Source organism: Acidovorax sp. 62 (genome assembly GCF_002754495.1).
Lineage (GTDB): Bacteria > Pseudomonadota > Gammaproteobacteria > Burkholderiales > Burkholderiaceae_C > Acidovorax.
The window spans coordinates 4243693-4263696 of sequence record NZ_PEFJ01000001.1; the positions used below are offsets into that span (position 1 = coordinate 4243693).

The window sequence follows — 20004 nt, forward strand, 5'->3', positions numbered from 1 at the left end:
ATCCCGGCAGGCCGCGCAGGGCTGCGGCCCATCTGCTATGCACCCCTGCGCAACCAACTGATGTGGCCACGCGGTTCGCAGGCTCGGTAACATCGCCCCCTGCTTGCCGCTCCACATTCCCCGCGCCTCCAACGGTGCTACGGGCGCCAGCAGGGCACTGCACACATGGCCGTGCCCATCAACAGCCAGGAAAAATCAAACCATGGATTGGGTCCCAGTCGTTTTCATCACCTTCAAGGTGATCGTGTTTGGCTCGTGCATGTTCTACGCCATCAAATGGCACCACGACCAAGGGAAGAAGGCGAAAGAAGAAGCCCGGCTGCGGCAAGAGGCGGCTGAACGGGCGGCGGGCGCGTCGGAGTAGGCGGCTGGTTTCCAGAGATGGCCGTTGCGGCATCAAGCAGCGACTACCCCGGCCACGCCATGGTTGTCGGCGACAAGAACGGCAGCAGCATGGGACTGGACTCAGTCCCGGCTGCGGGTCAGCTCCATCGCAAATTTGAAGCGGTCGGCCGGGTGCAGCGAAACGGAGATTTCAAACACCTGGTCGGCTGCGTCCAGGTAGTGACGCGTGATCTGCAGCGCGGGTGACCCGGCCTCGGCGCCCAGGTCTTCACTGCGCTCGCGTGGAATCTGCACGGCCTCGATGCTCTGGCGAATGCGCGCAATGCGGCGGCCGTAGCGCTCTTCGATCAAGGAACTGGCCAAGGTTTCGGGTGCATTGCGCACCAGCTCGCCAATGTCTGCATAGGCGGGGTCGATGTACAGGTCCAGCCAGCAGATGGGGCGCGCCTTTTTGCCGCCCTCCATGCGCAGGCAGGCAATGTGCAGCCAGCGCGTGCCACCGGGGCAATCCAGCGCCTGGGCCAAGGGCAGGTCGGTCACCACCTCGCCGGTAGATCGCACCGTGCGCACATGCTCTGCGCCAAAGCGGGCCAGTTCTTCCACGGTGGCGATGGACTGGGTGAAGCCTGCCAGCGGGCGCATGGCCTCCACCCGTGTGCCCACATTCTTGCGCCGAGAGATCAGGCCCAGCGCCTGCAGCGTATCGAGCGCCTTGCGCACGGCGTAGCGGCTCAGGCCGTACTGCTCACACAGCTCAAATTCGGTGGGCAACAGCGTGCCTAAGGCGTAACGGCCGTTGGCGATGCCTTCTGACAGGTCGCGGGCGAGGTCGGTGGTGTTGGCGGTCATGCAAAGCGGGGGGGCAGGCACCCAGGGTTATCCCTGTGGAATTGTTTGTTCGAACAAATTAATATGTTCGTATTTTATCAACATATTCCGCACCGCCATGTCTTCTTCTCTGTTTTCGCCCGCCAGCACGGTTCTGGATTCGGTTTTGTTTCGCGATGCCTTTGGTACGGCCCACATGCGCGACGTGTTCTCGGACCAGAGCCTGATCGCCCGCTACATCGAAGTCGAGGTGGCCCTGGCCCGCGCCGAGGCGCGCGTGGGTGTGATTCCCGCCGACGCGGCCGAAGCCATCGCCCGCGAATCGCGCCTAGACCGCGTGAACTTCGACCACATGCGGCACGAGACCGACATCGTGGGCTACCCCATCTTGCCGCTGGTGCACCAGATGGTGGCGATGTGCGGCGAGGCTGGCCGCTATGTGCACTGGGGCGCCACCACGCAGGACATCATGGACACCGCCAACGTGTTGCAGGTGCGCGCGGGCCTGGAGGTCGTGGAGGCCGACATTCGCGCGCTGCGCGGCATTCTGGCCGCGCTGGCGCAAAAGCACCGCGACACGCCTATGGCCGGGCGCACCCATCTGCAGCAGGCGCTGCCGGTGACCTTCGGCTACAAGGTCGCCATCTGGCTGGCCATGTTCGACCGCCATCAGGAGCGCTTGGCCGAGCTGCGCAAGCGCGTTTTAGTGGTGCAGTTCGCCGGGGCTGCGGGCACGCTGGCCTCGCTGGGCGACAAGGGCCTGGAGGTGCAGGCCGCGCTGGCCGATGAGCTGGGCCTGGCCGTGCCGGCCACCACCTGGCACGTCGCGCGCGACGGATTCGCAGAGGCGGTGAACCTGCTGGCGCTCGTCACCGGCTCACTGGGCAAGATCGCGCTGGACATCATGATCATGGCGTCCACCGAGTTCGGCGAGGTGTACGAGCCCTTCGTGAAAGGGCGCGGCGCGAGCAGCACCATGCCGCAAAAGCGCAACCCCATCTCCAGCGAGCTGATGCTGGCCGCCTCCAAGGCCGTGCGCCAGCACGCAGGGCTCATGGTCGACGCCATGGTGCAGGACTTCGAGCGCGCCACCGGCCCCTGGCATGCCGAATGGCTGGCGCTGCCCGAGAGCTTCATCCTCACCGCTGGCGCGCTGCACCAGGCGAAATTTGCGCTGGGGGGCCTCATCGTGGACGAGGCGCGCATGGGCCAGAACCTGGCGATCTCCAAGGGCCTGATCGTTGCCGAGGCCGTGATGATGGGCCTGGCCCCCGCCATGGGCCGCCAGCAGGCGCACGACGTGGTCTACGACGCCTGCCGCACCGTCAACGAGCAGGGAGGCACGCTGGCCGAGGCCCTGGCCGCGCTGCCCGCCGTCGCGCAGCACTTCGACCGCGCCGCCATCGACCGCCTGACCGACCCCGCCAACTACCTGGGCCTGGCGCCCGCCATGGTGGACCGCGCCGTGGCGGCGTCGGCCGCGTACGACCCCTTGTGATCGACCTCCTTTGATCGTTGCGCGAAGCCGCACTGCATTTCCCACTACAACCACACCCGGAGACAACACCATGAACATCGCCAAGGCCCTTGGCCGCACGGCCGCCGTTGCAATTGCCACTGCGGCGCTGTGGGGCACTGCCACCACTGCCCACGCCCAGGCCTGGCCCGCCAAGCCGGTCACCTGGATCGTGCCGTTCGCCGCAGGCGGCCCCACCGATGCCATGGCGCGCGACATTGCCGACAAGGTGGGTCGCCAAATCGGCCAGGCCATCGTCATTGAGAATGCGGCCGGCGCGGGCGGCACCATTGGTGCGGGCAAGGCCGCCAAATCCACGGCCGATGGCTACACCTTCCTGGTCGGCCACATGGGCTACATGGGCGCCGCGCCCTCGCTGTACAAAAAGCTCAGCTACGACCCAGTGAAGGACTTCGATGCAGTGTTCCGCTTCCCGGACACGCCGCTGGTGCTGCTGGTGCCCAAAAGCTCCCCCTACAAAACGGCCGATGCGCTGATCGCCGCCGCCAAGGCTGCGCCCGGCAAGATCAACTTCGGCAATGCGGGCGTGGGCTCCACCTCGCACCTGATCGCTGCGCTGTTCGAATCGCGCGCGGGTGTCCAGGTCACCTCCATCTCGTACAAAGGCGCAGGCCCTGCTATGAACGATCTGGTGGGCGGCCAGGTGGATGCGATGTTTGACCAGAGCAACACCGCCTTGCCCCAGGTGCAGGGCGGGCGTATCAGCGCCATCGCGCTGACCTCGCTCACGCCCATGCCACAGCAATACCCTGGCGTGGCCCCATTGGCCGAGAAGACGTTGCCTGGCTTTGAAGCCGCCACCTGGTACGGCCTGTACGCCCCCAAAGGCGTGCCCAAGGACGTGGTGACCAAGTTGCATCAGGCGTACATCAAGGCCCTGGCCGACAAGGAGTGGACCACTCGCATGGCATCGCAAGGCATCCACCTGTTGCCCGAAGCGCAGTACGCGCCGGACGCTCTGGCCAAGCACACCGCTGCCGAGGTCGCAAAGTGGCGCAAGGTGGCGACCGACGCCAAGATCCAGATTGATTGATGCCCATTGTTCTTCCACGCCAAAAGGCCGTTCACGCTGAGCCTGTCGAAGCGCCGCGCAGGGCTTCGAAAGGCTCAGCCCAAACGGTGGTTGATGCCGCGCGCCCTCTAACGCAGTGCAACCTGCTGACGGCAATGCGACCGCCATCGACCCCCGACATGACCGAGATCGCCCCATGACCCGCATCGCCCAGGAAGACCTGGCCACCAGCATCGCGCAGGCCCTGCAACTGGCCAGTTACCGCCACCCGCCCGACTTTGTGCGCGCGATGCGGCTGGCCCATGCCGCAGAGACCCACCCGCCCGCCAAGGCGGCACTGGCGCAATTGCTCGTCAACAGCCGCATGGCTGCCCAGGGCCACCGGCCGCTGTGCCAGGACACGGGCGTGGCACAGGTCTTTTTGCGGGTGGGGTTGGGTGTGGCTTGGCACCGCCACGACGGCCAGCCGCTGCAAAGCCTGCAGGCCGTGGTGAACGAGGCCGTGCGCACGGCCTATGGCGACCCCACCAACCCCCTGCGCGCCACCATGGTGTCCGACCCGCTGGGCTTGCGCACCAACACCCACGACAACACGCCCGCCACCCTGCACTGCGAACTGGTGGAGGGCGACGCGCTGGAGGCCCTGGTGGTGGCCAAGGGGGGCGGCGGTGATGTGAAGGCCCGCTTTGCCACGCTGAACCCCAGCGACAGCGTGGCCGACTGGGTGCTGAGCCAGCTGCCCGGCATGGGCGCGGGCTGGTGTCCACCAGGCGTGCTGGGCATTGGCATTGGCGGCAGTCCTGAGCAGGCGATGCTGCTGGCCAAGCTGTCGCTGTTCGACCCGCTGGACATGGATGCCTTGCAGCAGCGCGGCGCGGCCACCCCGGAAGACGCGCTGAGGCTGGATCTGCACCAGCGCAGCAACGCCCTGGGTATTGGCGCGCAGGGGCTGGGTGGCCTCTCGGCCGTGCTCGACGTGAAAGTGCGCACCGCGCCCTGCCACGCGGCCACCATCCCGGTGGCACTGGTGCCCAACTGCGCCGCCACACGCTACCAGCGTTTTCGTCTGGATGGCAGCGGGCCTGCCGTAGTCGAGGAGCCTTCGATGCAGGCGTGGGAGGGCATCCCCGACCACTTCACGGTGGCCGACGCAGTGCGTGTGGACCTGGACCAGTTGGGCCGCACCGAGGTAGGGCGTTGGAAAGTGGGCCAGACGCTGTTGCTGTCGGGCACCGTGCTCACGGCGCGCGATGCGGCACACAAACGGCTGGTCGAACTGCTGGCACGTGGTGAGCCGCTGCCCGTAGACCTGCGCAACCGCGCCATCTACTACGTGGGCCCGGTGGATGCCGTGGCGGGCGAAGCCGTGGGCCCTGCAGGCCCCACCACCGCCACGCGCATGGACAAATTCGTGGAGCCACTGCTGGCCCACACCGGCCTGCTGGTGATGATTGGCAAGGCCGAGCGGGGGCCTGAGGCCATCGCCGCCATTCGCCGCCATGGCGGCGCCTACCTCAGCGCCACGGGGGGCGCGGCCTACTTGCTGTCGCGCTCCATCACCCGCTCGCGCGTGCTGGCCTTTGCCGATCTGGGGATGGAGGCCATCCACGAATTTACGCTGCACGACTTCCCGGTGACGGTGGCGGTGGATGCGCAGGGGCGCAGCATCCATCGCTTTGCCGTGGCTGCAGCCGATAGCGCTGCAACCACAGCCTGAGGCGCCTTACTTGCAGCTAAAGCTGCTGGCGCTCTCTACATCGCCCGTGCCGTTGTAGCGTGCCACCTTGGGGTAAACGCACAGCGGCCGCGTGCGGTTGGCTGACCAACTGGCGGGCAGTTCAGTGTTCACCACATTGGCCCCAGCGCCACGGGCGTTGGCGGTCACCGTGTCGGGGGCCTTGCCTTGTTCCACCCAGGCCACCAGCGGGGCCAGCATGTCGAACTGGTCGTTGGCGGGGCCGCCTGCACAGTGGTTCATGCCGGGCACCATGAAAAGGCGCGCAAAGGTGTCGGCCTGGTTGCCGTGGTGGGCTTGCAGCTGGTCCATCCACTGGGCGGTGTCGATGGGCGAGAACACCGAGTCTGCGGTGCCGTGGAAGACGATCATCTTGCCGCCGCGGTTCTTCAGGCCGCTCAGGTCTGTGGCGTTGGGCGGCGTCATGTAGGCCCAAGGCGATTCGGGGTACAGCGCGGTGGTGGCGAAGATGCGGGGGAAGTCGGTTTCCAGGTCGAACTCCATCGCGTACTGCATGCCCGTCTTGGCGCGGAAGTCGGCCACCGAGATGGGTGGCGTGGTGAAGATGAAGGCCACAGAGCCTGCGTTGCGCGTAGGGGGCGCATCAAAGTGCCACCACGCAAAGTTGCTGCCCATCACGCCGGGGTCCCACCAGGTGCCGGGGTATAGGGCTTCGCCCTTGCTGTTTTTGGGGCCTGCAAAGATGGTGGTGAGCACCTTCTTTTGCTCGGCAGAGATGCAGGTGCCGTCGCGTGCGCCGGTGCAGGTGGGCACGTCGCGCTGCAGGTTGAAGGCGCCCTGGCAGGCCGCCACGTCGTTGACCTGGCCATCGGTCACGCCATCCAGCGCATCGCATTTCTCGACGATCTTGCTGCTGATGAGCTTGAACTCTGCGGGGGTGACGGCGCTCTTCAGGTTGGGCTGGCCGTTGGCGTCTTTGCTGGCTACCTTGGCGTATTGCTGGGCCTTCCACAACTGGGTGGCTGCGGCTTTGGGCAGGTACACGCCGGGGTTGCCCGCCAGAATGCCGTCGTACTGGTCTGCATAGCGCGATGCACCCACCATGGCGTGGCGGCCTCCGTTGGAGCAACCGGCAAGGTACGAGCGGTCTGGGCCTTTGCCATAGGCGCTTTGGATCAGGCTCTTGGCCATGGGCGTGAGGGTGCCTACGGCCTGGTAGCCGTAGTCCAGCCGGGCCTGCGGGTCTACGCCGAAGAACGGGCTGGGCGTGGGGTGGCCTGCGTCCGAGCTGAGCACCGCAAAGCCCTGCACCAGCGCAGGGGCCACGGGGGCACCACCGCTGACAGCGCCCAGGGCAGGCACCACTTCTCCGTCCAGCCCGCCGTTGGCTTGGTACAGAAAGCGGCCGTTCCACTGCACGGGCAGGCGGATCTCAAAGCCCAGGGCATACGCGGCACCGTCCACCGGGCTGGTGCGCTCTTTCATCTTGCCTTTGACCAGACAGTGCGCGGGCACGGGCGTGGTCATCTCCTTGATGGTGAGGTTGCCTTCCGTCACCAGCTCTGACGAGGTGATGCGGGTGTCGGGCAGCTTCAGGCGGCTGGCCAGGTCGGTACACGATTGCAAGGTGGCGGGCTGCGCTGCCGTGAGCTGGGGCAACGCAGCGTGGGCCGGGGCGGCCATGGCCAGCAGGCTGAGCGCGATGCCGGACAAGGGCAATAAAGGCGACAAAGGCGTGCGCTGATGGGAGTGGTTCATGCTGCTTTTGGTTGTTGGTTGGGTGAGTGGTGAGGCGGTCATCCGGCGATGGTCTTGCGGTGGTCTGGTGTTCAGTGTGCTCGCAGAGGGACGAGATGAATGCGGCGGATGCGCTTGAAAACAGGTGTTTGGTTGCTACTGAATCCATAGCTTGCGGCATTATTCACCAACCTCGACCCTCGCAGATCGGTGCTGCGCGCAGGACCAAAACGCAAAGGCCCTGGACGGGCGTGCCAGTCCAGGGCCATTTGCTGCGGGGCGAGCGCGGTGCGTGGTGCTTGGCGCGAAGGTGTGCGCTAACCGCGCTGCGCCGCCGGGCTTATTTGCAGCTGAAGCTGCTGGCGCTTTCTACATCGCCCGTGCCGTTGTAGCGTGCCACTTTGGGGTACACGCACAGGGGGCGAGTGCGGTTGGCAGACCAGGTGCTGGGCACTTCAGTGTTGACCACATTGGCACCTGCTCCGCGAGCTTTGGCCGTTACGCTGTCGGGGGCCTTGCCTTGCTCGACCCAGGCCACCAGCGGGGCCAGCATGTCGAACTGGTCGGTGGCGGGGCCGCCGGAGCAGTGGTTCATGCCGGGCACCATGAACAGGCGGGCGAATGCGCCTGCGTCGTTGTTATGGTTGGCCTGCAGCTTGTCCATCCATTGGGCGGTATCGATAGGCGAGAACACGCCATCGGCCACGCCGTGGAAGACGATCATCTTGCCGCCACGGTTTTTCAGGGGGCTCAGGTCTGCCTCATTGGGCGGTGTCATGAAGGACCAGGACGACTCGGTATACAGCGGTGTGGTGGCGAACATCTTGGGGTAGTCCGTCTCCATGCTGAAGTTCAGCGCGTACTGCAGGCCGGTGGTGGCGCTGAAGGCCGCCACGGTGCTGGGCGGTGTGGTGAAGATGAAGGCCACCGCGCCCGCATCGCGCGTGGCGGGCGAGCCAAAGTGCCATGACGCAAAGTTGGCGCCCGCAATGCCAGGGTCAAACCAGGTGCCGGTGTACAGCGCTTCGCCCTTGCTGTTCTTGGGGCCTGCAAAGATGCTGGCCAGCACGCCCTTTTGTTCGGCAGAGATGCACGAGCCATCGCGCGAGCCGGTGCAGGTGGGCACGTCGGTTTGCAGGTTGAAGGCGGTCTGGCAGGCGGCCACATCCTGAACCTGGCCGTCGACCACGCCGTCCAGCGCATCGCACTTCGCCACGATCTTGCTGCTGATGAGCTTGAACTCGGCGGGCGTGACGGCGGTGGTCAGGTCGGGCTGGCCGCTGGCGTCCTTGCCTGCCACCTTGGCGTATTGCTGGGCCTTCCACAACTGGGTGGTGGCCGCCTTGGGCAGGTGAAAACCGGGGTTGCCCGCCAGGATGCCGTCGTACTGCTCGGCATAGCGCGATGCGCCCACCATGGCGTGGCGCCCGCCGTTGGAGCAGCCTGCCAGGTACGAGCGGTCTGGGGCCTTGCCGTAGGCGCCCTTGATCAGGTTCTTGGCCATGGGGGTGAGGGTGCCCACGGCCTGGTAGCCGTAGTCCAGCCGGGCTTGCGGGTCCAGCCCGAAGAAGGGCGTGGGCGCGCCGTGGCCCGCGTCTGAGCTGAGCACCGCAAAGCCCTGCACCAGCGCAGGGGCCACGGGGGCAGCGCCGCTGACGGAGCCCAGCGCGGTGACCACCGAGCCATCGAGCCCGCCGTTGGCCTGGTAGAGGAAGCGGCCGTTCCAGTTGACGGGCATGCGGATCTCGAAGCCGATGGCGTAGGCCGCGCCGTCCACCGGGCCGGTGCGCTCTTTCATCTTGCCTTTGACGAGGCAGTGCGCGGGGATGGGCGTGGTGACGCCCGTGGCCGTCAGGCCGCCCTCGGCCACCAGTTCCGACGATGTGATGCGCGTGTCGGGCAATGCCAGGCTGCTGGCCAGCGTGGCGCACGACTGCAGGGTGGCGGGCTGCGCAGCCGTGAGCTGCGGCAAGCCCGCGTCTGAGCCGCCACACCCCGCCAGCAGGGCGACGGCGATGGCCGAGAGCGCCAGGGTGGGGTGGTAGCGGCCGGTGGATGGCTGCGCAGCGTAAAAGGCACGGTTCTGTCGGGTGCTCATTCGGTTGTCTCCGGTTGGTTTTTCGAGGCGCAAGGTCGCCCGCAGCGTGGCCTCAACACGCTGCGGATGGGGAGGAGGGGAGTTTTGCTATTGAATTAATAGCTGTCAGCGCTTTTGTATCCATCATTGCAGGCTAATTTGCCTGATCAGCGACCTGGCTCAGCCCGAACGGATGGGGTTGTATCTGAGGCAAGTAACTAATCAGGCCAATTGGGTACATAACGAAGCACCAAGGTGTGCAGTGCGTGGGCGGTTGCGTGCCAGCGCGTTGCGCCAAGGTGGCCGGCAGAGCCCGCATGCTGGCTACCCCCGGCGGCGCCCTGGCTACTTGCAGCTAAAGCTGCTGGCGCTCTCTACATCACCCGTGCCGTTGTAGCGGGCGACCTGAGGGTAGGGGCACAGTGGGCGAGTGCGGGTGGCGGGCCAGCTGGCGGGCAGGTCGGGGTTGGGGCCTGCAACGTTGCCTGCAGCACGCACTCCGGCGATCACCTGGTCGGGCGCCTGGCCCTTTTCTACCCAGTTGACCAGCGGGGTCAGCATGTCGAACTGGTCGGTGGCCGGACCTAAGCCGCAATGCGACATGCCGGGTACGGGGTAATAGCGCGCGAAGTTCGATGCATCGCCGTTGTTGTTGCTGCGCAGGCCGTCGTACCAGCTGGCCGTGTCGTTGGCCGAGAAAATCGGGTCGCTCACACCGTGGTAGACCATGACCTTGGCGCCGCGTTGCTTGAGCGTGGTCAGGTTCGTGGGATTGACGGGTTGCATGAATGACAGACCTGATTCGGTGTACACGCCGCTGGTGGCGCCAACCGACGCCAGCATCGTGTCGATGGGGGTGGTCAGGGCAAACGCTGCGCTGTTGAACCCGCTGGGGTTGACTGGCGGCGAGCCCCAGGTCATGGCCGTCATGGCCGAATCGATGTTTGTCGAAACAAAGAACTCCCAAAACGACGAGTCGCCCGCGTTGTGACCGGTGTCAAACGGGAAGCTTGCGTAGAACTTGTTGCCCTTGCTGTCCACTGCGCCCGAGAAGATGGGCGCGATGGCTGTCTTTTGGGCGGGCGTCAAGCAGCTGCCGTCGCGCTGGCCCGTGCAGCTGGGCACGTCGCGTTGAAAGTTGAAGCTGGCCTGGCAGGCGGCGGTGTCTTGCACGATGCCGTCCTTCAAACCGTCGAGTGCATCGCATTTTTCCAGTATCTTGGCTGAGACCATGGCCCGCTCTGCGGATGTGAAGGCAGTGGACAAGTCCGCTGGGTCGGTAGCAACGCTGGCGTATTGCTTGGCACCGAACTGGTTGGCGATGGCGGCCAGTGGCAGGCGGTAGCCGGGTGCCCCTGCCAAGTAGCCGTCGTATTCACCTGGCATACGTGTCATGGCCACAAAGGTGTGGCGGCCTGCGTTGGAGCAGCCTCCGATGTAGGAGCGGTCGGGTTTTCTTCCGTAGGCGGATGAGATCAGTTCCTTGGCCATGGGGGTCAGCTTGGCCACCGCCTGGTAGCCATAGTCCAGCCGTGCCTGGGCGTCAATGCCAAAGGTCAGGTTCCCCTGTCCGGAGTGGCCCGCGTCAGAGCTGATGACGGCGAAGCCTTGCTGCAGCGCCACGGTGGGCTGCGGCCCAGGTTGGGAGCCGAGTGCAGGCCAGATGACGCCGTCGGAGCCACCGTTGGCCTGGTAGAAGAAGCGTCCGTTCCAAGCCAGTGGCATGCGCATCTCAAAGCCAATGGCGTAGCGCTGCCCGTCCTGGGGGCTGGTGCGTGCGAACATCTCGCCGCGCACCAGGCAATGCGCAGCCACGGGGGCGCTGCCCCAGCTCACAGCCCCCGCAGCCACCGGCTCGGCCTGGGTGATCTGGGTGTTGGGGTGTTTGAACTTGCTGACCAAGTCTGCGCAAGTGGCCAGCGTCCCCGGGGTGGCTGCGCTGAGCTGCGGCAGCCCTGCATCTGACGACCCACCCCCGCACCCGATCAACAGGGCCGCTGGCAGGGCGGACAGGGCGAGAGGGTGCAAGCACATTCTTCTTTTCGTACGGTTCATGCTGTTGTCTCCGGTTGGTTTTTTCGAGGCGCAAGGTCGCCCGCAGCGTGGCCTCAACACGCTGTGGGTGGGGAAGGGATGTGGTTTGGTTTTGCTATTGAATCAATAGCTGCTTGCGCTTATCCATCAAGCGCTAGAGAGCAATTTCTCTTGAGGCGTGGCCGCGTCGCTCAGGCGCTGGCGCACGATGGCCAGGCGCATGTCGAACTCGGGCAGCACCCAGGTGCGCAGGGCGTGGGCCGGGTCTTGCCAGCGCGCGGTGGCGCTGCCCGGCGTGCCGGTGATGCGGCCCCAGGCCCATTCCAGCAGCACCAGCGCGGTGGCGCGCAGGTAGTCGTCGGCCACCCAGTAGGGCAGCTCGGGCTGGTCGGCGTGTTCGGCCACGGCGGCCACCAGGTCGCGCGTGGTTTGCGCCAGGGCGTTGCGGCGGGGCGTCGCGGGCAGGGTGGTCAGCAGGGCCTGCATGCCCGCGCCGCCATCGGTCAGCACCTTGCGCACCAGCAGGTCGATGGCCTGGATCTCGTTGGTGCCTTCGTAGATCATGGCCACGCGGGCGTCGCGCACGATCTGCTCAATGCCCCATTCGCTCACGTAGCCGTGGCCGCCAAACACCTGCAGGCAGGCGCTGGCGCCGTGAAAGCCCTGGTCGGTGAACGCGGCCTTGAGCACGGGTGTGACCAGGGCGCACCAGCGCTGCGCGTCGGCGCGCTCGGCCGCGTCGGTGCTGTGCTGGGCCACGTCCAGCTGCACGCCTGTGTGGTAGGCCAGCACGCGCCCGCCGTCGATCCAGGCGCGCTGCGTGTGCAGCGTGCGGCGGATGGCGGGGTGGTCCTGGATGAGGCTGGTGCCACTTGTGCCACTGACGCCGGGGGCGCGCATCTGGCGGCGCTCGGCGGCGTAGGCGCTGGCCTTTTGCCAGGCGGCTTCGAGCAGGCCAATGCCTTGCAGGCCCACGTGCAGGCGGGCGGCGTTCATCATCACAAACATGGCGGCCAGGCCCTTGTTCGGCTCGCCCACCAGCCAGCCGGTGGCATCGTCAAAACGCATCACGCAGGTGGGGCTGCCGTGCAGGCCCATTTTTTCTTCGATGCGCTCGCAGACCACTGCGTTCGGTACCCCCACGCTCCCCACTTCGTGTGGTTCGCTGCCCCCCGAGGGGGCTGGCCTTGCTTGGGGCGGCCCGGCGCGGCGGCCGTCACCGCTCTCCAACATCTTGGGCACCAGGAACAACGACAGGCCCTTCGGGCCAGCCGGTGCATCGGGCAAGCGCGCCAGCACCAGGTGCACGATGTTGTCCGTCAGGTCGTGCTCGCCGCCCGAGATGAAGATCTTGCTGCCGTTGACCCGCGCGCTGCCGTCCGGCTGCGGCACACCGCGTGTGCGCACCTGGCCCAGGTCGCTGCCCGCGTGGGCTTCGGTCAGGCACATGGTGGCCAGCCATTCGCCGGTGGCCACCTTCTCCAGATACCGCGCCTTGAGTTCGTCGCTGGCATGGTGCTTGAGGCATTCGTACGCACCGTGCAGCAGGCCGGGCGCCATGGTGAAGCCGTGGTTGGCGCCGTCCAGCCATTCGTACAGCACGCACTCCAGCACGGCGGGAAGGCCCTGGCCGCCGTCCTCGGGCGCGCAGGCGAGGGCTGGCCAGCCGCCTTGCCAGAAGGCCTGGTACGCCTCGCGAAAGCCCGGCGGGGTGTGCACTTTTCCCGCGTCAAACCGGCAGCCCACCTCATCGCCTACGCGTTGCAGTGGGGCGATGGCGGTGTCCACAAACTTGGCGGCTTCTTCCAGCACCTGTGCCGCCAGGTCGGCATCGGTCTCGGCAAACGGCGCCAGCGCCTGCCACTGCGCGGGAGCGTGCAGTACCTCGGTCAGCAGGAACTGGATGTCAGCGAGGGACTGGCGTGCTTGCATGGTTTGCTCTTGATTTGATAGCTGCTTGCGCCTGATGGATAAGCGCTAGGGGCTGTTTTTATTTGAAATCGTTGACATAGCGCCGCTCCTGGCTTGCCGAAGGCTGCGCGGGCAGCGTGCCTTGGCTTCGACAGGCTCAGCCCGAACGGATCGGGGCGAGGTGGGCGGCGACGCACTGCAACGGTTGCGCTTCCCTTCGCCCGTCGATACCGACGCACCAGGCGAGGGCCGCCCCGCCCCGCCGCGCTGGCGGCGTCCCCCTCCCACGCGCCAGCGTGAGAGAGGGGGTGAAGGCGCGAAGCGCCTCAGGGGGGTGCTCTTTAGGACTCTGCCGTGAACCCGATCTTCTTGATCAGCGGCCCCCAGGTGTCGTACTCGGCCTTTTGCCAGCGGGCCATTTCCTCGGGGGTGGTGCCGTGCGGGATCAGGCCCACGATGGCCAGGCTGTCGGTGACGGATTTTTCCTTCAGCGCCGCGTTGATGGCAGCGTTGGCCGCCGCAATGATGGGCTTGGGCGTGGCGGCCGGGGCGTAGAAGCCGAACCACTCTTCGGTGGTGAGCTCAGGAAAGCCCTGCTCGGCAAACGTGGGCACATCGGGCACATACATCGAGCGCTTGGGGCCCGAGGTGGCCAGGATGCGGATCTTGCCCGCCTTGTAGTTGGCGATGAAGTCGCCGTGCGGTGTGACCATGGCCGCGATTTGCCCGCCCACCACGTCCGTCACGCCGGGGATGGAGCCACGGTAGGGCACGTGGCGCAGTTCCACCCCGCTGTTGATGCCCAGCAGCGCGCCCAAAAAGTGGGGCGTGGAGCCCGCGCCGGGCGAGCCGTAGCTGGCTTCTTTGGGGTTGGCCTTGGCCCAGGCGAGGAAGTCTTTCACCGTCTTCACGCTGGCGGGCACCATGGGGCCCACGGCCAGGCCGTGGTGCATGATGGCCCCGATGGACACGGGCGCAAAGTCCTTGTCCGTGTAGTTCATCTTGCTGTAGATGTGCGGGTAGTTGGCGATGGCCGAGACCTGCGCCACGGCCAGCACGCTGCCGTCGGCCGGTGCGGCCTTCAGCGCCTCCAGCGCAATGCGGCCGCCCGCGCCGGGCTTGTTCTCCACCACCCCAGCGTTCTTGGAATACGCGGTGCCGAGGAACTTCTCGGCCACGCGGCGGGCCACGGTGTCACCCGAGCTGCCGGCCGGAAAGCCGAACAGCACCTTCACCTGGTCCACCGGCTGGGCCGATGCAGACAAGGGGTACAGCGCCCCGAGGGCGGCGGCAGAGCCAAAGGCTTGCACAAATTGGCGGCGTGTCGTCATGGTTGTCTCCTGTTGTGTGTCTTGGTGCAATGACGTGCGAAAAAATCGAAAAGGGGCGGCAGCTTGCGCTTACCGGGGGGCCATGCGCAGGGCGCCATCCAGGCGGATCACCTCGCCATTGAGGTGGCCGTTGGTCACGATATGGCAGGCCAGCTCCGCAAACTCTTGGGGTTTGCCCAGGCGCGGCGGGAACGGGATGCTAGCAGCGAGGGACTGCTGCACGGCCTCGGGCAGCTCTTGCATCAACGGCGTGGCAAACAGGCCGGGGGCGACGGTGCACACGCGGATGGCGTGCTGCGCCAGATCGCGCGCCATGGGCAGCGTCATGCCCGCCAGGCCGGCCTTCGATGCGCTGTAGGCCTGCTGGCCCACCTGCCCGTCAAAGGCCGCCACCGAGGCGGTGAACACCATCACGCCGCGCTCGCCGTTGTCCAGCACGGGCAGCTTGGCGCAGGCGGCGGCAAACAGGCGGCTCACGTTGTAGGTGCCGATCAGGTTGATCTGCACCACGCGCACAAAGTCTTCCAGCGGCGCGGCGCTGCCGTCGCGCTGCACCACGCGCTTGGCACTGCCGATGCCCGCCACGTTCATGAGGATGCGCGCCGGGCCGTGGGCGGCGGCCGCCTGCTCGATGGCGGCGGTGACGCTGGCGGGGTCGGTGATGTCGCAGGGGCAGGCCACGGCGCTGCCGTTGCCAAACTCTGCGTTGATGGCAGCGGCCACTTTGCCTGCCAGTTCGGCATTGCGGTCCAGCACGGCGACCTTGGCGCCCAGGCGGGCCAGTTCGCGTGCGGTGGCCTCACCGAGGCCCGATGCGCCGCCGGTGACGAGGGCGGCTTGTCCTTGGATTTGCATGGTGTGTGTCCTGTCAGGCTGTCGTACCTGTTTTTGCTGCGGGTCGTGTGGGCGTGGGGGCTCAGGCGCCGGGCTTGAGGATGTGGGGCGCCGTGTCGGCATGCAGGGCCTGCACCAGCGCATCACGGTGCTTGAGCACCGCGCGCTGGTTGACCGAGCCCTTGTCGGTGATCTCGCCCAGGTCGATGGAGGGCGGCTCGGTCATCAGCAGCGCGCGGGCCACGCGGCTGGCGCTGCCCGTGGCCTCGCGGGCCAGCTCGTCGAGCACGGCCTCGATGCGCTGGCGCACGGCGGGGTGGTCCACTACGTCGGCCCAGGGGGCGTCCGTGCCCAGGCCCGCCACTTCGCGGCAGGCGGGCGAGGGGAACAGCAGGGCGCCCACTTCTTTCATGTTCAGGCCGGTAAGCACCACGTCCTGGATGTAGGGTGCACCCGCCACGATGATCTTGGCGCGCATGGGGCCCACGCTCACAAACGTGCCGGTGGAGAGCTTGAAGTCCTCGGCAATGCGGCCGTCAAACGCCAGTCCCCGGTGGATGTTGTCCTCGTCAATCCACTTCACGGCGTCGCCGGTGCACAGGTAGCCTTCGTCATCGAACGCGTCGCGCGTGGCGGCGTCAGAGCGCCAGTAGCCGGGCGTGACGTTGGGGCCCCGGTAGCGCACCTCGGTCTTGCCGTCCACCTCCACCAGCTTGAGCACCATGCCGGGCACGGGCGCGCCGATGTGGCCCGAGCGCACGTCGGGGCTGTTGCAGAACATGGCCGAGGGGGCGGATTCGGTCATCCCTAAGCCGGTGCACATCACGATGCGCTCGCCAATGGCGGCCTCTTGCGTGGCGTGCAGGCTGTCCCACACGGGCTGGGCCAGCCCGGCGCCCGAGTAGAAGAACATGCGCACGCGCGACAGCAGGTTGGTGCGCAACTGCGCATCGGCCTTCATCGCCTCGGCAATCATTTCAAAGCCGGTGGGCACGTTGAAGTACACGGTGGGCGCGATCTCGCGCAGGTTGCGCAGGGTCTCGCCAATCAGCGCGCCCGTGGGCTTGCCGTCGTCGATGTAGAGCGTGCCGCCGTGCATCAGCGTGAGGCCGAAGTTGTGGTTGCTGCCGAAGGTGTGGTTCCATGGCAGCCAGTCCACCAGCACGGGCGGGGCTTCGGCCAGCACGGGCAGCGACAGTGAGATTTGCTGCAGGTTGGCGCACCACATGCGCTGGGTGTTGATGACCGGCTTGGGCATCTTGGTGGAGCCGCTGGTGAACAGGAACTTCACGATGGTGCCGGGGCCGGTGGCATGCATGGCCGCATCCACGGCAGGCGTGGCGGGGGTGGCTTTGAGGCTGCCGAACGTCTGGGTGGCGCGGCCCTCGATGCTGCCCTGGGCCAGCACCACCTCCACATCGGCGGCCACGGTGGCTTCAATGGCTTTGCCGTAGCGCGCACCGTCGGCCGCAAACACCAGCCCGGGGGTGAGGGTGGCGATGACGTGGCGCAGCTTGTCGTAGTCCTGGCTCACGGTGGCGTAGGCGGGCGACACGGGGCAGTAGGGCACCCCCGCGTAGATGCAGCCCAGCGCCAGCAGCGCGTGTTCGATGGTGTTCTCGCTCAGCACCACCACCGGGCGCTCGGCATTCAGGCCCCGGTCCAGCAGGGCCTGGCCAATGCTGCGGGCGGCATCGAGCGCCTGTGCGTAGCTCACATGCTGCCAGTCGCCCGTCTGCAACTGCTTGCCTGTGCCCAGCTGCTCGCGCCGCGCCAGAAAGCTGTGGTCGGGCGTGGTCTCGGCCCAGTGCACCAGGTAGTCCGTCACGCGCCGCGCAAAGGCGCCCAGCGGCAAGTCGGCCTGCAGGTAGCGCACGCCCGGCGCGCCTTCGCGCAGGTTGACCCGGGTGACACCGAAGTTCATCGGGCGGTAGCGGGCAGTGGAGGGGGCTGTGGTCATGGTTTTCTTGTCTCTTGATTGTTCTATTGCGCGCTGCTTGGGATGTTCGCGCGGCCATTGCCAGTGGACGCCTAGCAAGGGCCGCCCCGCAGCGATGGCGTCGTCCCCCTCCCCGCGCAGCGAGAGGAGGGGGAAGCGGCGCAGCCGCTCAGGGGGAGGGCTTCACCTTCGCTGCGCGGCCTTCCAGGAAGTCGGCCAGGCGCTGCTTGGCCTCGGGGGCGCTCTGGGCAATCGCGGCCATCATGGCTTCGGTGAAGAAGCCCTGGTCGGCAGGCTGCTCGGCAATGCGGGGCAGGGCGTGCATCAGGGCGTAGTTGGTCAGCGGTGCGTTCTGCGCTACGCGCACGGCCAGCTCAAAAGCCTTGTCAAAGGCCTGGCCTTCGGGCACGAGGTACTGGGCAAAGCCCGCTTTTTCGCCGTCTTGCGCGTTGTAGACACGGCCGGTGAGCATCATGTCCGTCATGCGCGCAGCGCCAATCAGCTTGGGGATGCGCACCGCGCCGCCGCCGCCCACGAAGATGCCACGCGAGCCCTCGGGCAGGGCGTAGAAGGTGGATTCATCGGCCACGCGGATGTGGCAGGCGCTGGCCAGCTCCAGCCCGCCGCCCACCACGGCGCCGTGCAGCGCCGCGATGACGGGCACGGGGCCGTACTGCACGCGCTCCAGCGCGGCATGCCACATGCGCGAGTGGTGCAGGCCCTGGCCTGCGTCGCGCTCTTTGAGCTCTGACAGGTCCAGCCCCGCGCAGAAGTGGGGGCCTTCGCCATCAATGACGGCAGCGCGCACGCTGGCGGGCATGGTTTCAAACAGGTCACGCAGGGCCAGGATCAGGCCGTCGTTCAAGGCATTGCGCTTGGCACTGCGGGTCAGGCGGATCACGGCCACTTCCTGGTGGTCGCCGCGCAGCTCGAAATGGATGTCTGGATGGGTCATGATGTCTTTCGTGTGATGGGAATTGTGGTTATAGTTAATAACCAATTCAAGCAAGCAAAACCTGTTTTTTCTCAGTACTTACCCTTGATCTGCGTCATAGGATTGGCGCGCATCCAGGCCCCGCACTGTCAAAAGACGCCGCCCACAGGAGACAACCATGGACCACGCCAACCTGCTCGCCATCGACATCCACACGCACGCCGAGGTGAGCTGCTGGAACCCGTTTGACAACTATGGCGAGGAGTACGACCGCGCTGCGGACAAGTACTTCAAGAACGGCCGCCGCCCCACCATCGCCGAGACGGTGGCCTACTACCGCGAGCAGAAGATTGGCCTGGTGATGTTCACCGTGGACGCAGAATCCAAGATGGGCCGCCGCCGCATCCCCAACGAAGAGATCGCCGAGGCGGCCAAGGCCAACAGCGACATGATGATGGCGTTTGCCAGCATCGACCCGCACAAGGGCAAGATGGGCGCGCGCGAGGCCCGCCGCTTGATCGAAGAGCATGGCATCCGGGGCTTCAAGTTCCACCCCACGGTGCAGGCCTACCACCCCTACGACAAGATGGCCTGGCCCATCTACGAGGTGATTGCCGAGTACGGCATGCCCGCCATCTTCCACACCGGCCACAGCGGCATTGGCAGCGGCATGCGTTGCGGCGGTGGCCTGCGGCTCGAATACAGCAACCCCATGCACCTGGACGATGTGGCGATCGACTTCCCCGACATGCAGATCGTGATGGCCCACCCGAGCTTTCCGTGGCAGGACGAGGCACTGAGCGTGGCCACGCACAAGCCCAATGTGTGGATCGACCTGTCGGGCTGGAGTCCTAAGTACTTCCCCAAGCAACTGGTGCAGTACGCGAACACGCTGCTCAAGGACCGCATCCTGTTCGGCAGCGACTACCCACTGATCACGCCCGAGCGCTGGATGAAGGACTTTCAGGAAGCGGGCTTCAAGCCCGATGTGATGCCCGGCATCTTGAAGGGCAATGCGGTGCGGTTGCTGGGGCTGGACAAGGCCCAGGCGGAGCCAGCAAAGGCCGCCTGAGGCTGAAAGGCATTCAAAACGCCCATCCGCTCGCGCTGGGCGTACCTGCGCTGGTACCGGAATGCGTTCAAAAATACCTGCCCGTTCGGGCTGGATCGAACGCGAACCAGCCGGATCAGTCGTAGACCTTTTGCAGTAGTCGGATCAGCGTCTTGCGCTCGGCCGCTGTCAGGCGGGCCGTGGCGTCTTCTTCCAGCTGCGCGGCGGTTTGCTCGGCCTGCTGCGTCAACTCGGCCCCGGTGGGCGTCAGGTGCACGCCCATGGCGCGGCCGTCGCTGGGGTGGGGGCGGCGTTCGATCAGGCCGCGCCGCTCCAGTGCGGCAATCAAGCCCACCAGGTTGGGCGGCAGCACATTGAGTGTGGCGCACAGCTGGCGTGAGGTGATGCCCGGGTTGTGGGCCACCAGCGACAGCACCGAGAAGTCCACCACCTTCAGGTCATACACCGCCATGCGCTCCATGAACACCGCAATGATGGACAGCGACGCGCGCCGCGTGTTGTAGCCCACCAGCGTGCGCAGCAAGGTGGTGTCCACCATGTCCACGGAGGGGGCGGGTGCGGCTTCCTCCACGGTGGAGGTTTCGGGCAAGGGCGGTGGGGGCAGTTGGCGGGTGCGGCGGGCCATGGGGTGCGGTGGTGTTGGGGCGTGGCGCTGTCTGGGGCCGGTTGGGGCAGGTGCCCAGGCGCTGGGTGGGCTGATTCTAATGAAATGGCCTC

The 20004-nt window shown here is 66.5% G+C and carries 15 protein-coding genes; 5 read left to right on the top strand and 10 right to left on the bottom strand.

Annotated elements, in window-relative coordinates; translation table 11 throughout:
• Nucleotides 1–202: 202 nt before the first annotated feature.
• Nucleotides 203–364, top strand: coding sequence for a hypothetical protein (locus tag CLU86_RS22955; protein ID WP_199175152.1), 162 nt, complete (start codon nucleotides 203–205; stop codon nucleotides 362–364).
• Between the two features lie 101 nt (nucleotides 365–465).
• Here the strand turns inward: CLU86_RS22955 and CLU86_RS18970 are convergent, their stop codons facing one another.
• Complete coding sequence (locus CLU86_RS18970) at nucleotides 466–1194, bottom strand: GntR family transcriptional regulator (protein WP_099742717.1); 729 nt, start codon at nucleotides 1192–1194, stop codon at nucleotides 466–468.
• Between the two features lie 97 nt (nucleotides 1195–1291).
• Between CLU86_RS18970 and pcaB the strand changes: the two genes are divergently transcribed.
• The 3 genes from pcaB (at nucleotide 1292) to CLU86_RS18985 (ending at nucleotide 5439) form a co-directional block, all read left to right on the top strand.
• Nucleotides 1292–2671 (top strand): 3-carboxy-cis,cis-muconate cycloisomerase, encoded by a 1380-nt coding sequence (gene pcaB, locus CLU86_RS18975; protein WP_099742718.1) that lies wholly within the window; start codon nucleotides 1292–1294, stop codon nucleotides 2669–2671.
• A 70-nt stretch (nucleotides 2672–2741) separates the two neighbouring features.
• Complete coding sequence (locus CLU86_RS18980) at nucleotides 2742–3743, top strand: tripartite tricarboxylate transporter substrate-binding protein (RefSeq protein WP_099742719.1); 1002 nt, start codon at nucleotides 2742–2744, stop codon at nucleotides 3741–3743.
• 175 nt (nucleotides 3744–3918) lie between these two features.
• On the top strand, nucleotides 3919–5439 hold the full coding sequence (locus CLU86_RS18985) for a fumarate hydratase (protein ID WP_099742720.1): 1521 nt from the start codon (nucleotides 3919–3921) through the stop codon (nucleotides 5437–5439).
• Nucleotides 5440–5445: 6 nt separating this feature from the next.
• Here CLU86_RS18985 and CLU86_RS18990 read toward each other — a convergent pair whose 3' ends face one another.
• The 8 genes from CLU86_RS18990 to CLU86_RS19025 all read right to left on the bottom strand — a co-directional run bounded on the left by CLU86_RS18990 (nucleotide 5446) and on the right by CLU86_RS19025 (nucleotide 18236).
• Nucleotides 5446–7176 (bottom strand): tannase/feruloyl esterase family alpha/beta hydrolase, encoded by a 1731-nt coding sequence (locus CLU86_RS18990; protein WP_099743705.1) that lies wholly within the window; start codon nucleotides 7174–7176, stop codon nucleotides 5446–5448.
• Between the two features lie 319 nt (nucleotides 7177–7495).
• Nucleotides 7496–9253: a tannase/feruloyl esterase family alpha/beta hydrolase gene (locus CLU86_RS18995; protein ID WP_099742721.1), complete on the bottom strand. Its 1758-nt coding sequence runs from the start codon at nucleotides 9251–9253 to the stop codon at nucleotides 7496–7498.
• Nucleotides 9254–9577: 324 nt separating this feature from the next.
• On the bottom strand, nucleotides 9578–11287 hold the full coding sequence (locus CLU86_RS19000; RefSeq protein ID WP_099742722.1) for a tannase/feruloyl esterase family alpha/beta hydrolase: 1710 nt from the start codon (nucleotides 11285–11287) through the stop codon (nucleotides 9578–9580).
• Nucleotides 11288–11413: 126 nt separating this feature from the next.
• A complete protein-coding gene (locus CLU86_RS19005) occupies nucleotides 11414–13198 on the bottom strand; it encodes an acyl-CoA dehydrogenase family protein (protein ID WP_099742723.1) in 1785 nt (594 codons plus the stop codon).
• Nucleotides 13199–13518: 320 nt separating this feature from the next.
• Complete coding sequence (locus tag CLU86_RS19010) at nucleotides 13519–14508, bottom strand: Bug family tripartite tricarboxylate transporter substrate binding protein (RefSeq protein WP_099742724.1); 990 nt, start codon at nucleotides 14506–14508, stop codon at nucleotides 13519–13521.
• Nucleotides 14509–14577: 69 nt separating this feature from the next.
• Nucleotides 14578–15363, bottom strand: coding sequence for an SDR family NAD(P)-dependent oxidoreductase (locus CLU86_RS19015; protein WP_099742725.1), 786 nt, complete (start codon nucleotides 15361–15363; stop codon nucleotides 14578–14580).
• Between the two features lie 61 nt (nucleotides 15364–15424).
• Entirely contained in the window at nucleotides 15425–17302 is a 1878-nt protein-coding gene (locus CLU86_RS19020; RefSeq protein ID WP_099742726.1) for a feruloyl-CoA synthase, read from the bottom strand.
• A 148-nt stretch (nucleotides 17303–17450) separates the two neighbouring features.
• On the bottom strand, nucleotides 17451–18236 hold the full coding sequence (locus CLU86_RS19025) for a crotonase/enoyl-CoA hydratase family protein (RefSeq protein WP_099742727.1): 786 nt from the start codon (nucleotides 18234–18236) through the stop codon (nucleotides 17451–17453).
• 157 nt (nucleotides 18237–18393) lie between these two features.
• On the opposite strand from CLU86_RS19025, the gene CLU86_RS19030 reads away from it, so the two are divergent.
• On the top strand, nucleotides 18394–19287 hold the full coding sequence (locus CLU86_RS19030) for an amidohydrolase family protein (RefSeq protein ID WP_099742728.1): 894 nt from the start codon (nucleotides 18394–18396) through the stop codon (nucleotides 19285–19287).
• A 115-nt stretch (nucleotides 19288–19402) separates the two neighbouring features.
• Here CLU86_RS19030 and CLU86_RS19035 read toward each other — a convergent pair whose 3' ends face one another.
• The gene (locus CLU86_RS19035; protein WP_369803843.1) at nucleotides 19403–19912 is read right to left on the bottom strand and encodes a MarR family winged helix-turn-helix transcriptional regulator; all 510 of its coding nucleotides are present in this window, start codon (nucleotides 19910–19912) and stop codon (nucleotides 19403–19405) included.
• Nucleotides 19913–20004 lie beyond the last annotated feature (92 nt).